This window comes from Bittarella massiliensis (ex Durand et al. 2017), assembly GCF_009876955.1.
In the GTDB taxonomy this organism is placed as follows: domain Bacteria; phylum Bacillota; class Clostridia; order Oscillospirales; family Ruminococcaceae; genus Bittarella; species Bittarella massiliensis.
This window is the reverse complement of the sequence record NZ_WWVY01000022.1, coordinates 1-12,899: the sequence shown is the minus strand read 5'-3', so window position 1 is coordinate 12,899 and position 12,899 is coordinate 1. Positions and strand designations below refer to the sequence as shown.

The 12,899-nt window shown below is 50.5% G+C and carries 16 protein-coding genes; all 16 read right to left on the bottom strand.

Features of this window, described 5'->3' with window-relative positions:
• Window positions 1–22: 22 nt before the first annotated feature.
• The 16 genes from GT748_RS14265 to GT748_RS14190 all read right to left on the bottom strand — a co-directional run bounded on the left by GT748_RS14265 (window position 23) and on the right by GT748_RS14190 (window position 12,893).
• Complete coding sequence (locus GT748_RS14265) at window positions 23–1,075, bottom strand: 3D domain-containing protein (protein WP_081693062.1); 1,053 nt, start codon at window positions 1,073–1,075, stop codon at window positions 23–25.
• Window positions 1,076–1,714: 639 nt separating this feature from the next.
• Complete coding sequence (locus GT748_RS14260; protein WP_154259000.1) at window positions 1,715–2,914, bottom strand: tyrosine-type recombinase/integrase; 1,200 nt, start codon at window positions 2,912–2,914, stop codon at window positions 1,715–1,717.
• Between the two features lie 143 nt (window positions 2,915–3,057).
• On the bottom strand, window positions 3,058–4,290 hold the full coding sequence (locus GT748_RS14255) for a tyrosine-type recombinase/integrase (protein WP_154259002.1): 1,233 nt from the start codon (window positions 4,288–4,290) through the stop codon (window positions 3,058–3,060).
• Between the two features lie 61 nt (window positions 4,291–4,351).
• The gene (locus GT748_RS14250; RefSeq protein WP_044933357.1) at window positions 4,352–4,588 is read right to left on the bottom strand and encodes a helix-turn-helix domain-containing protein; all 237 of its coding nucleotides are present in this window, start codon (window positions 4,586–4,588) and stop codon (window positions 4,352–4,354) included.
• A gap of 9 nt (window positions 4,589–4,597) precedes the next feature.
• A complete protein-coding gene (locus GT748_RS14245) occupies window positions 4,598–5,128 on the bottom strand; it encodes a type II toxin-antitoxin system PemK/MazF family toxin (protein ID WP_154259004.1) in 531 nt (176 codons plus the stop codon).
• Between the two features lie 611 nt (window positions 5,129–5,739).
• Window positions 5,740–6,189, bottom strand: coding sequence for a sigma-70 family RNA polymerase sigma factor (locus tag GT748_RS14240; protein WP_161213485.1), 450 nt, complete (start codon window positions 6,187–6,189; stop codon window positions 5,740–5,742).
• A gap of 444 nt (window positions 6,190–6,633) precedes the next feature.
• Window positions 6,634–6,993, bottom strand: a complete 360-nt coding sequence (locus GT748_RS14235) for a response regulator (RefSeq protein WP_075877466.1) — start codon at window positions 6,991–6,993, stop codon at window positions 6,634–6,636.
• 64 nt (window positions 6,994–7,057) lie between these two features.
• Window positions 7,058–7,789, bottom strand: a complete 732-nt coding sequence (locus GT748_RS14230; RefSeq protein WP_154259006.1) for an ABC transporter permease — start codon at window positions 7,787–7,789, stop codon at window positions 7,058–7,060.
• Between the two features lie 12 nt (window positions 7,790–7,801).
• The gene (locus tag GT748_RS14225; RefSeq protein WP_154259009.1) at window positions 7,802–8,533 is read right to left on the bottom strand and encodes an ABC transporter permease; all 732 of its coding nucleotides are present in this window, start codon (window positions 8,531–8,533) and stop codon (window positions 7,802–7,804) included.
• The gene (locus tag GT748_RS14220; protein ID WP_154259010.1) at window positions 8,526–9,449 is read right to left on the bottom strand and encodes an ABC transporter ATP-binding protein; all 924 of its coding nucleotides are present in this window, start codon (window positions 9,447–9,449) and stop codon (window positions 8,526–8,528) included. The genes GT748_RS14225 and GT748_RS14220 overlap by 8 nt, the downstream gene beginning before the upstream one ends.
• 17 nt (window positions 9,450–9,466) lie before the next feature.
• On the bottom strand, window positions 9,467–9,892 hold the full coding sequence (locus GT748_RS14215; RefSeq protein ID WP_075877469.1) for a DUF3887 domain-containing protein: 426 nt from the start codon (window positions 9,890–9,892) through the stop codon (window positions 9,467–9,469).
• A 12-nt stretch (window positions 9,893–9,904) separates the two neighbouring features.
• On the bottom strand, window positions 9,905–10,672 hold the full coding sequence (locus GT748_RS14210) for an ABC transporter permease (RefSeq protein WP_154259012.1): 768 nt from the start codon (window positions 10,670–10,672) through the stop codon (window positions 9,905–9,907).
• Window positions 10,673–10,777: 105 nt separating this feature from the next.
• Complete coding sequence (locus GT748_RS14205) at window positions 10,778–11,701, bottom strand: sensor histidine kinase (RefSeq protein ID WP_154259014.1); 924 nt, start codon at window positions 11,699–11,701, stop codon at window positions 10,778–10,780.
• A gap of 2 nt (window positions 11,702–11,703) precedes the next feature.
• Window positions 11,704–12,405 carry a response regulator transcription factor gene (locus tag GT748_RS14200; protein ID WP_154259016.1) on the bottom strand — a complete coding sequence of 234 codons (702 nt, stop codon included), beginning with the start codon at window positions 12,403–12,405 and terminating at the stop codon, window positions 11,704–11,706.
• Window positions 12,398–12,586, bottom strand: a complete 189-nt coding sequence (locus GT748_RS14195; protein WP_075877473.1) for a helix-turn-helix domain-containing protein — start codon at window positions 12,584–12,586, stop codon at window positions 12,398–12,400. The genes GT748_RS14200 and GT748_RS14195 overlap by 8 nt, the downstream gene beginning before the upstream one ends.
• Before the next feature lie 154 nt (window positions 12,587–12,740).
• On the bottom strand, window positions 12,741–12,893 hold the full coding sequence (locus GT748_RS14190; protein ID WP_279237294.1) for a sigma factor-like helix-turn-helix DNA-binding protein: 153 nt from the start codon (window positions 12,891–12,893) through the stop codon (window positions 12,741–12,743).
• Between the last annotated feature and the right edge of the window lie 6 nt (window positions 12,894–12,899).

Genomic DNA, 12,899 nt, shown 5'->3' with positions numbered 1-12,899 from the left:
CCCCCCCTGTCATTTGTTTTGCTCAGTCCAAAAAGTAGACGTCCAGCGCCCGCTTGCCGTGGGCGCAGCTCTGGGCATAGGTGGCGTAGAGCAGGTCGAAGTCCACCCGCCCCTCCTTCATGGCCGAACCGGTCTCCCCGGCAACGGCGTACCCGTAGACAAAGGAGCCGTCGCTGGAGACGATGTACATCCGCGTCCCATAGGGGATCTTGGACGGGTCCACCGCGACGATGCCGGGCACCGGTTTGCGCCCGCTGGCCGTCCCCTGGCCGGGCTTGACGCTGTATCCGGTGGTGATGGCCCCCTTCATCACCCGGGAGTAGGAGAGGGGGATGCCGTCGTCGCCGATGGGCACGTCGCCAAAGCGCAGGGTCGAGACCATCGCCCGCTCCTTGCCCTTGAGCACCACCTCGTCCACCGGCTCCACCGTGATCTCCTCAGCCACCACCTGGGGCTCGCCCTCAGGCGTCCCGTCCACCAGGCGGGTGCGGGTGGTCACCAACTTCTCCCCGTTTTGCCCCTCCGACTGCAGCTGGGTGCGCCCCGGCCCCAGGAGAGAGGTCTCCTCGTATTGGGTGCCGTAGGGCACCTCTTCGGTGTGCTGGGCCTCGGCATAGGTCACCCGGGAGATGGAGATGACCGTTCCATCCTCCACCAGCTCGCCCCGGGCGGGGGCGACCACGTCCTCCTCCCCCAGGGGGATGCCGGCGGCTTCCAGCACGCTGCGGACGGTGGACGCGGTGGTCCAGACCACCGTCTCACCGCCCTCGGCCTGTACCGCCACCGGGAATGCTCTCTGGATGGTGATCTTCTGCAGTCCCCCCGCGGCGTGGGACTTGGCAGTCACCAGGTCGCCGGGCCCCACCGAGATGCCCTGCTTTTGCAAGATCGACTCGGGGGCACTGCCCACACAGAGGACGGCGGTGGTGCGGCTGCTGTCCGAGACCAGGACCACGTCGGTCTTGGCGGTGACCAAGGTCGAGACGATCAGCAGCGCCAATAGGAGGCTGGCGCAGAACAGCGCCCGGCTGCTCTGCCCCACCCGCTTTATAATCATTCGTGCATTCTGTATCATAGATTCTCCTTTACCAAAGCAAATCGCTTCCTTTGCCAAAGTACGTCTCAGTATACCCGAAGGCCATTTTCCCAGTCAAACCGGGCTTTGGGCCGTTTCAGAAGGAAAAATCCCCTCACCTGGAAGGATTCCCGTTTAGCCCCCCAATCATTCTCGTTTCCTCTGCCATGGTCCGTTTTTCGCTGTAACCATTTTGTAACATTTAGCGCAAAAATGCGATTGTTAAGCCATTTAGAAAAAACAGACCGGTTCCTGTCGAACGATTTTTCCGCCTCCTGGGAAACCTGTCCCTCTATTTCTCCCCCTCAAATTATCCTAACAGGATATTTTCGTATTTATAGTACATTTTGTTTTTCAAATTTCTACCGCCCATTTTGCCATTCATAAGTATAGAATATTTATTCATATACACCCTGCCAAAAGGGCGCAAAAAAATCAGCACAGGCAATTCGCCTGTGCTGATCGAAAGCGGAGAAAAAACTATCTCTTGGAGAACTGGGGAGCGCGACGGGCGGCTTTGAGGCCGTATTTAACCGTTCTTTCGTCCGATTTTCCTTGATATTCCGGGCTTTTTAGCCCCTGCCCTCAAATGTTGCCCCACTATTTAATCATAAAATGGGGACACAGGATACTTTGATTCTATTGTCGAAAGGCGTCATTTACCACACCTACAAGTTCTTCAGGTTTATTATACTTTACCTGCGCGTAAATGTCCATCGTTGTTTTGCTGTTTTCATGCCCAGCAAGATATTGGACAGTTTTTGGATCAACGCCAGCGTACAGCAGGTTAGTAATATAGGTGTGGCGAAGTTGATGTGGGGTCACATCAAAGTCAATGGCATACACCAACTTAGGATTGTTTTTCTGGTGTTCCCCAGGGGTGGGTGTTACGGTGCATTTGATGCACTGGCCATTTACATACTTATAATAGTTATGGGGTTTCGTAGAGCGAACGGTTACATACTTCCAAACTCGCTGGAACTGCGAATACGAAAGTGGCTGCCCAGTACGGTCTGCAATCACATATTCAGATACGGCTGTTTCCTTGACTTCGCGCAGACAAGCAACCAAGCATTTGGGAATGGGAACATCTCTCCGGGCCGCCTTCGTTTTCAGCGTTGTGGAAATCACCGGCCTGTTATGTTCTGAGCGCCATGCCCTCCGTACAGAGATGTACGGCGTAGGAACATCCAGAAATACGCAGTCCCATTGCAGTCCCAGAATTTCTTCACGACGCAGGCCGGAATATAAAGCGATCATTATAAATGTGTAGGGCGGAAGTCCTTTGACAGTATCCAAAAGCAGCTTCACTTGCTCATCCGTCAAAGCATTTTTCTTTTTCCCCGGTTTTCCTCCTTTGGCTGAAAGTCCCTCACAGGGATTATAGTCAAGTAGTTGGCTTCGCTCTGCCGAATAAAAGACACATTTCAGGAGCATATTGACCGTACTATACAATCCAGCAGATTTTGAAGCCAATGGAATCATCGCAAGCCGAATATCGTCTGCTGTTACATCTGACAGATACATTTCTCCCAAGGGCTTGACAATATAGTTGTTCATGGTCTGGGTATATCCTCTCAACGTGCCGGAAGATACCTTTGCCGACTGCATGAGCAGCCACTTCTCGCAATACTCTGCCACCGTTGGATGTTTTCTGCGGAAAACCGCCTCCTCTACCTGGCGTCGGGCCTCCATCTCCTTTAGCTGGAGTTCCTCGCAGGTTTCAGCATACAAGTCCACTCTCTTTCCATCGGCATCGGTGATCCGAGTCCTGTAATATTGAATCCCCCTCCGCATGGTAGTGCCATACCGGGGAACATTTTCTTGTTTTTTCGCCATGATTTCAGTTCCTTTCTATTTAATATGTATTTCAGCGCCGATACCTTCTTTATACTGAAAAACCATGGCTCTATCAAAGGTGCGATTCTGGAAAACGTAAAGGACGGGGAACACTCCCCGCCCTTTGTACGTTTTCCGTCAAATTATTGTGCCGCTTCGTATTCACCGCCATCCCATTCTGCAAAGGCTCCGCTTAAAACTCCTGCCAGTTGCTCCGGCTTGTTGTACTTTACCTTCGCATAAATGTCCATCGTGATCTTACTGCTCTCATGGCCAGCCAAGTATTGAACTGTTTTCGGGTCTACTGAAGCGTGAATCAAATTTGTGATGTAGGTATGACGAAGCATGTGTGGCGTAACGTCAAAATCCAGGCTATATACCACATGACCGTTGTTCCGTGCTTTTTCACCCAGCTTCGGGTAAAGCATATACTTCACATATTTCCCGTCCACAAGTTTGCGGGCTATCCTCGGTTTTGCTGTCCGTGTCACGATATACTGCCAAAGCCGCTTAAACTGCGTATAAGACAACGGCTCCCCATCCTGGTTAGCAATTACATAGTCTGATGTCGATTTTTTCTTTGCCTCTCTCAAGCACTCTGCCAAACGATCCGGGAGAGGGATATTCCGCTCCGCAGCCTTCGTTTTTAACTCTGTGAGAATGACCGGCCTGTTATGTTCCGTATGCCACGCCCGCCGAACCGTCAAATACGGCGCATCTGTATCCAGATATACCGAATCCCATTGCAGCGCAAGGATTTCTTCCCGCCGCAGCCCAGCATACAGACCAATCATCACAAATACATAGGGCGGCAACCCGCGAATGGCGTCCAAAAGCCGTTCTACCTGTTCATCCGTCAAAGCCTGCCGCTCCTCCTGCGGAACGCCTCCGCCTTTTGCCTCAAGGTATATCGTCGGGTTTGTATCAATCACATGGCTCTCCTTGGCCGCCCGGAAAATAGACTTGTAGAGGATTACCACGGACTTATAAACTGAAGCCGACTTTTTAGAGACTGGCACAAGGGCAACCTGGATGTCATCCAGGGTTACATCGGCCATTCGTTTCTCACCCAGCTCCTTGATAATATGCCGCCGCACCTTGGATGTATAATCGATCAATGTGGTGGCACGGATATGGACAGACTGCATCAGAAGCCACTTTTCACAATACTCGGCAACCGTGGGGGATTTACGCCGGAATGTGGCGTTATCGATTTGCTCAAGAGCCGCCATTTCCTTGTCGTAAACTTCCTCGCGGGTTTTTCCGTAAAGAATCACCCGTTTGCCATCTGCGTCCTCAATATCTGTTTTGTAATACTCATGCCCATTTATCTGGACTTTGCTGTACCTGGGAATTCGTTTTCTTTTTGCTGCCATTTTTCTACCTCCAAATGCAATCAGTGTTGTATCTTTGTTTTACCAAAACCGCACGATTTGCTCAAAGGTGCGATTTGTTTCCTCGCACATTTCGGTAGGTCGCTTTCTTTTCCACAGGTTTTGCCCGATAGGTGCATTTAGCGACATATTCCTGAAGGTAGGCAGAAGTGAAATATACGCATCCATTCGGCACATACTGAATATAGGAAATCAAACCGCTGTTTCTGGCTTCATCCAAGGTGGCAAGGCTGATTCCTAACAGTTTTGCTGCCTCCTTACGAGTAATCAGCTTTTCCATATCCAATCTTCACTTCCTTTCCTTCTTTTTTACCACTTCATAGTCAAAACCGGGCCGCTGGCCGCAGTAAGTGCAGATGTCCTTTTCCACCCGGCCAGGGTGAACCCTGCGCAAATAATAAGAGCCTGTGCCGTAGAAGTTGTTGGCACAGGCCGGACAAAGGCACATGATTAAATTTGGGGGTGTTTCTTCGATCAATCCCACGCTGACAGCCAGGGCGCGGTTGAGCCGGCGAATATGCTGTTCCTCCAGATGTCCGATGTACGTTTCCAGCCGCCTTTTATCAATGGTGCGGAGCTGCTCCATCAGCACCAGAGAAGGCAGCTCCAGGCCGTTCTCTGCTTTGAGAAGGTAATGGGTAGGCAGCTTGGCCTTGGCGTCCACTTTGCTGGATATGGCTGCCACAATGACCGTGGGGCTGTGCTTGTTTCCAGTATCATTCTGAATAATCAGGACCGGGCGATAACCTTCCTGCTCGGAGCCGATTCCCCGGCCCAAATCGGCATAGTACATATCGCCGCGATGATATGTTCTGTTCATGCTTATGACCTCCCTTTGAAATGCAGGCGGCTGCTGCCGCCTATGTAGAACCGGACAGCAGAACAGAATGAAGGCCGGGGAGAGATAAAACAATCCTCTTGTTTTCATTGGCCCGTCCTGCTGTACGGCTCATATTTCAAAGCGTTCCTATTTGTCCTCGACACCCCGGAACACTGCGGGAAGTCATCAAACGGCTGGCAGCTCACCAGCTCCACGGGGAATCTCACCCCTCGCGTGGTTCTCACGCAACCGCCCCCATTGCCTGCGACGGATCACGGTGGCAAACCGCTTCAACGCTCGGACGTTAGGCTGGACGGGAGTATCGCTCCGCTGCTGGTCATGGCCGTACCGGGAGCCGCCCGGTACTGGCAGCCTGCTGTTTCTCGCTCCTTGCCGGGAAGAACAAACCAAAGACCTACAATTTCTTTTTGCGGTGGTGTCTCGTTGTTTTCTCCCGGCAGATCGCCGCGCAGCCGCTACCTGGGCTTTGGCTTTCGCCAAAGCAGCGGGAATGTGCTTGATGAATGGGTATGCAGTTTTCAAGGTGCCGTGAGGCCATAAAAAGAACCTCTCACCCTATTTGCCGTTGAGGGTGAGAGGTTGCACAACGATTATTCCAAAAATTTTTTAAGTTTTTTGAGGACCTTCATTTTCCGAACATGAACAGCATTGCGGAATACGCCAAGCTCGTCTGCATATTGCCGTTCCGTCTTTTCCTCAAAGAACAGCGCCTGGATCAGCGCACGTTCTTCTGGAGTCAGCAGGGAAAGCGCAGTATGTAGCCTGTCCACTTCCAGCTTGTGAAGCACTACGCTCTCCACGCTTTCCTGCTCATCGGAGAATTGCTGGGCATTTTCATCCACCAGCAGGTCCAAAGAATCTTCGCGGCTGGGGATGATCTGCACCACTTGGCCCTCCTCTCCGAGAACGAACCGCTCGGTTTTCAAATCGTTCTCAAAATAGCGCATTTTCCGGTCGCCCTGCATGTAGGCCCGGTACACTTCATCCGTAACCTCAACATATTGGCCGCGAATCCATATTCTTTTTTTATCAGCGTCCACGCTGTTTTACCTCCGATCAGTCTGAATTGCGAGAAATTCAGACTGGTCGGGCGGCCCCCTACAACGTGGGAATGGGGTTCCTCTATATTGAAAAACGCACCTGCAGAATGGGACAACAGCCCCAACAGCAAGTGCGTTTCCTTTTAGTTCGTGTAAATCATGGCATGATGGTTCAGTATGAAAGGCGTAAAGCCACGGTGAACAGCAAGCGATTTTTTGACAGCCTGCGCTCTGTCGCATTATGTCGAAACGCTTTTTCCTCCATGGCGGCTCCCTCCGTAAGCCGCCGATCCCGCCAGCGTCAGGGCGTCGTCAGTATGAGGGCATAAAGAACGGCGGCCTTGATTTTCTCAAAGCCGCCGAAAAAGTAATATGGGCGTGTCAATAAGTCTGCTGCACGACGGCTTTTTTTCTTTTGCCATCGTCCGGCAGATAATGAAAATATTATGTTTTAGGTTCAGGATTTACTAATGCCTTTACTTTCGCAATGAAATCACAGTCGGTTTTGCAGCAGAAAACGCCGCCATAAAATTTTGTCTGTTGTTCAATCAGGAAATCATCGTCGCCAGACATAAGCAGGAAAGGGACAGTGATCCCTTTTTGACGAATTTCTTCGAGCAAATCCAGTCCTGTGCCATCCCGCATATTATAATCAGAACAGATTGCTTCGACTTTTTGATGTTCCAGCAATCGCAACGCATCTTTTACCCCTGTTGCTGTATAAACCTCAAAATATTTTTCTAAAGCAGAGGTCAAAAAACCTAAAAAACCCAAATTGTCGTCTATGACAAGCAATTTTCTCATTAACTTCCCCCTTCTATCAGCTCCTTATTATGTTCTTATCTGATTGGTGGTTAGAAAATCAGAATTATTTTGCTTTCCTGTTCAGCCCTTTCAGAATGAACAGCGCCAGAACAGCACAGGCCAGCAGAACCACAACACCGATGAAAACCTGGGTTATGCTTGCATCGTAATAGCCGGAGATATTGAAAACGGCTGTCATGGGATATACTGTCTTTAGCTGGTTGGACATACTTGCGAACAGCCCGGCGAACGAATAAATTTCAGCAAATACCAGCGCCAGCCAGTAACCCTTCTTCATCCGGGCCACCAAAGCGATAATCGGAGAAATGGCAAAAAACACGCCGATCCCGTCCAGAAGATATGTTTTCAAGTTTCCCAAAACAAGGCCAATGGATAGAGCTTCAAAGTGTAAAACAGCCTCAATGAGAAAGGTAATAGCAAAAAGCAGAAGATAGATCAGGACGCTGAACACAAGGGCCAGCACCATTTTGGTAAGCGTCAGCTTCACTTCATCCACGGGAATGAGCCGCAGGGATTTTAGGGTGTCCTCCTGTTCCTCCCGGCAGATCATATAGCTGCCCAGCAGGGCAATGACCGCAGGCAACACATAAAAGGTGGCAAGGGATTGGGCCGCTGTCATAAACCATCCGGCACCGTCAATATAGCGGCTTTCATAGAACGTGAACTGACCCTGTGCAAAGACAATCAACGCCACCATGACCGTTGCAAAACCGGCAATCCACAAGATTTTAGAACGGCGGAGTTTCCGGCGCTCCGCCCAAAGTAAAAGCTCCATTTCAAATGCACCTCACTTTCTCTTTTTCAAAGCAGCCCCAGCCAGCAGGACAGAAGCAACGCCCCACACGCCTATGCAGAGGAACGCCCCCGGAATGTTGAGTGGCTGGGTAATTACGACACCCGGAATATCCCGCATAACAATGGCGGTCATGCTGGACAGCGGATGCAGGTACATATTCACCATCAAGAGGATAAAGCCGAGGAATGTATAAACCAGCGTCAGGCAGACGGGAAGAATATACCCCTTCTGCGCTGCGGCAGCCGCCAGTATTGGCAGCACCGCAAAGGCGGTCAGCAGAGAGATTTCCATACACTTCCGCAGAAGATAAAGGACGCTCCCGGTGTCAAAAGCAATATAGCCGGGCAGGACGCCGGTAAGGATGGACGCGGCTGCGGTAATCAGCATGAAGCAGACCGAGTACACCAGCACCACAGCAAATTTGCTGAAAAAGTACGCCATCTTATTGACCGGCACAATCCAGAGCTGTTTGAGCATATCATATTGGTTTTCGTTATACATCAGCATGGTACACAGCATCCCCAGCACCACCGGCAGGATAATCCACGGGGTATAGCTGAACGCCGTCCATTTGTAAAACTCGATGGGTTCCACGCCGGTTCCCTTAACACTTGCGAAGTAGAACACGGCGGCCAGCGGCATAAACAGAGCTGCCAGCAGCATGAGCCAGATAAATGTTCTCCGGCGCAGCTTTAGAAATTCAACCTGTATCAGTTTAAGCAATGCCCTCTCCCCCCGTAATCTGCTTGAAATAGTCCTCAAGGGTATCATTGCAGATTTGGGAGCTGATAACAGCCACATCCTGCACCACAAGGGCCTTGTTGATTGCCGCCATATCCAGTGCGGTGTCATAGAGTCGCAGGTTATGTTCGTCCTGCACCGCATAATCCATCACATGGAACTGCCGTTCCAAAATCAGAGAGGCTTTGGGGACATCCGACACCTGAAGCTGAATGTATTTCCGATTTTTCTTTTCCAAATCCTCCATGCTGCTTTCTTCCAGCAGTACGCCGTGGTCGATAATTCCAATATCGTCTGCCAGAAGCGCAATTTCAGAAAGAATGTGGCTGGAAATCAGAATGGTTTTGCCGCGATCCACGCTTAAATCCTTGATAAAGTTCCGCACTTCGGCAATGCCGATGGGATCAAGCCCGTTGGTCGGTTCGTCGAGGATCAAAAGCTCCGGGTCATGCAGGATGGCGTTGGCAATGCCGAGGCGCTGTTTCATACCGAGAGAATATTTGCTGAACAGCTTTTTGTCCCGGTAAGGAAGCCCCACGACTTCCAGTGCGTTCTTGACGGCGTTGGGCCGGGGCGTCCCGCGCAGCTTCGCAAAGATTTCAAGATTTTCTGTGCCGGTCAGGTTGGGGTAAAAGCCGGGGGTTTCGATGATGGCCCCAATGCGGGGATAAATGCGCTTCTCATGGCCTTTGATGTTCTGGCCGAATACATCCACTTCGCCGGAAGTGATTGGAGTAAGGCCCAAAATCATTTTCATAATGGTGGTTTTACCGGCTCCATTCCGGCCCAAAAGCCCGTAAATCCGGCCCGGCTTCACATGAATATCCACAGAGCTGACGGCGGTTTGCTCGCCGTAAATCTTCGTCAGCTTTTTGGTTTCAATCACAAAGTCACTCATAAATATGCCTCTCTTTCTTATTCTGCTTCATTTTTCCAAATGACATAGTTGTAAAGGCTGCCATCCGGGGAGTAGTTGATAAATACTTTGAAATCGCCCTTTTCACAGGGAATGACAAACTCAACACGGATTTGGTCGGAGTGTTCCGGCACATAGCAGGACACCTCCGGGGAAGCGTTCTCCGGCAGCCCGCCCAGCTTATCGGCTTCTTCCTTCCATGTTTCCTGTATTGCCTCCGCAGAAGTGTTGTCTTGTACGCCCTGCGGCAGCGCATTGAAGAAAGTTTCAAAATCTCCATCCATCATCTGGTTAAAGTATTCGGTAGCTTCCTCTGTAATAGCCTGTTGGTCGGGAGCCTCGCTGGAAGATGGGGCGGCCTGCTGGCAGGCGCAAAGCGAAAAAGCGAACAGAACACAGAGGAATAAACTAATCAATCGTTTCATAGGTCTTTCCTTTCAGTAAGATTGCTTTTTTAGAGCCACAACGGATGCGACGGCAAATGCTGCACCGATCAGGAGCAGAGAACCGGCACAAACAAGCGGCGAAGTATGGGGCAAAACGCCTTGCATCAGGCTTTCTACCATAGCGGCGGCTGCTTCGGAAATATGGGGATAAATCCCCATCACGCTTGCCAGCGGGTGTATTCCCGTAAGATAGGCAGGGGCAATGACTACGGGAACCAGATAAAGCAGCGTCGCGCCAATCGGCAGAATATATCCTTTTGACAGCGTGGCAAGAAACACAATCGGAAGCATGGCTATGGGGATCAGAAGCCCGCCCGTCAGATACAACAGGCCAGCATCCATCAGTGTTTGGGCGTTCAGGTCGGGAAAGCCCCCGGCAATCAGCCCGCCGACAACACATAAAAGAAAGGTAATCAGGCACAGCCCCACAGACATCAGGATCACCACAGCGACTTTTGAAAAGTATAGCTGCGCTTTTGTGATAGGAATGATGAGCAGTTCTTTCAGCGTATCGTTCTTGTGTTCGTCAAAAAATAAGGTTGTGGCGAACATTCCCAGCACAATCGGCAGGAACAGGCTGGACAGGTTCTTAAACGCCAGTGTATAGAGGTCGCCAAAGCTATCCATGTAGGGGCTGCTCCTTGCAATGCTGCAAGCCCGCTCAATCGCAAACGCCCCAAACAGCAGCGTCAGGGCCAAAATACACCAGACAATCTTATTCCGCTTCCATTTCTGGATTTCAGTTGCAATGATCGTCATGCGGTTTCCTCCTTTCATGGTTCCTATTATAAGGGACGAACCTTGCCATAACCTTGCCGAAATCTTGTTTTAACCTTGCTTTGAACGCAAGAAAGCCCTGCGCGGTCACAGGGCTTTCGGAAGTATGATGGTAAAGGTTGTACCAGCTCCGGGGACACTGGTTGCCGTGATGGTTCCTTTATGGACGCTCACCAGTTCCTTAGCAATGGAGAGGCCCAGCCCGTTCCCTTTGGCAGACCGGGAATGGTCGCATTGATACATCCGTTCAAAGATATGGGGAAGATCAGCGGCGGAAATCCCTTTCCCGTTATCGGCTAACATGATTTTTGCCTGCTGCTCCGTTTCGGTTATGGTCAGGGACACTTGCCTTGCGTCGCTGTGCGTCAGGATATTTTGCAGCAGGTTATTGAGAATACGGGTGTAGGCGGTGGGGTCAACCCTTGTCATGTATTCTGTTTCAGGTATCTCTATCTCGTAGGTAAGGTCGTGGTTTTCCAGTAACGGCACCCAGTCAGCCATAATGTTGCGGGAAAGCTCGTTCAGGTCGCAGACTTCAAAATGAAAAATCTGCTCCCCGGCATCCAGCTTCACCCATTCAAACAGGGCGGTCACAAAGTCTTTCAGATGATGGGCTTTTTCCGTAGCCACACGAATATATTCTTCCTGCTCGGCTCCTGTTACCATCTTGCTTTCCACGGCCTCCAAATAGCCTACCAGAGAGGCAAGAGGGGTTTTCACATCATGGGAAAGGCTTGTCATAAGCCGCTTATAAGCCTGCTCGGATTGTTTTTGCTGGATAAGCCGGGATTGGCTGCTCATGGCGATCTCGTTGATGTCATAACAGATCTGCTTCGTCAGGTCGCTTTTCCGCGCCAGTACACGGCGGTTCAGGTTCCCGTTCTTTATATCCGTCAGGGCATCTTTAATAAGGGAAAGCTGGCCCCGGACGCGGTGAAGTTTTGCCAAAAGGTAAGCAATCACCAGCAGGGCAATCAATAAGGCCAGCAGCAGATAAAGGTTCATCTCCATGCTCATGCCTCCTTATTGAACCGATACCCCACACCCCGGACAGTCTGGATATAAAACGGCTGTTCTGGATTTGGCTCGATTTTCTTCCGCAGTTTGCTGATAAAAGACATGATGTTGCTGTCGTCAAAGGCATATTCCTCCGCCCATACCTGCGTGTAAATCTGCTTCTTGGTAAACACCCGGCCTTTGTTGGACGCCAGAAACAGAAGCAGGTCAAATTCCTTGCCGGTCAGCTCTACCGGGAGATTTTGAACTGTCACCGTCCGATTGACTTTATCAATCACCATATCTTTCAGCAGCATAGTAGCGGCCTCGTTCCCGGCCACGGGATTTAAGGTGGTATAGCGCCGGATCAGGGAATTGACGCGAGCCATCAGCTCGTTAATGCTGAAAGGTTTTGTCAGGTAATCGTCCGCCCCCAGCCGCAGGCCAGAAACTTTATCTTCCTCATCGCTTTTGGCGGTCAGCATCAGCACCGGCACATTATTCTTCTCCCGAATTTTCTGTAATACCTGAAAGCCGTCCATATCCGGCATCATCACATCCAGAATAATCAGGGAACAGGTGTCTTTGTTTTCTTCCAGCAGCCGCAAGCCCTCTAAACCGCCATGCGCCACCACCGCAGACAAATTTTCCTGTTCCACGCATTTCTTCATCAAGGCACAAAGCTCCTTATCATCGTCTATAATCAAAACACTATTCATGTTTCAATGCCCTCCCTTGCTTTGTCCTGCCGTCCACCGGCTTTTTTGCATCTTTGGGGATTAGCCAAACCGTTCCCATTTTTTCAGCTCCCGGAATGCGTCCCTCGGAGCAATAATAATTGATCTGCCGTGGAGAAATTCCCCATTTCTCGCCGGCTTCTCTTAAAGTCATATAATCCATTGCACATACCTCCAGCACCTATTATACTTCGCTCTTTCGAAGAATACAAGCCAAGAAACATGAACGCCTAAATAAGAATATGAAAAATAAGTATAAACGATATAAAAGGAACCTCTTGCGTTATCAAAGCAAGAGGTTCCTCATTTGGTTTAATTTAGCCCTCCAATAAGAGCTTCAACTTTTTAAGGACCTTCATTTTCCGAACATGAACAGCATTGCGGTACACGCCAAGCTCGTCTGCATATTGCCGTTCTGTCTTTTCCTCAAAGAACAGCGCCTGGATCAGCGCACGTTCCTCTGGAGTCAGCAGGGA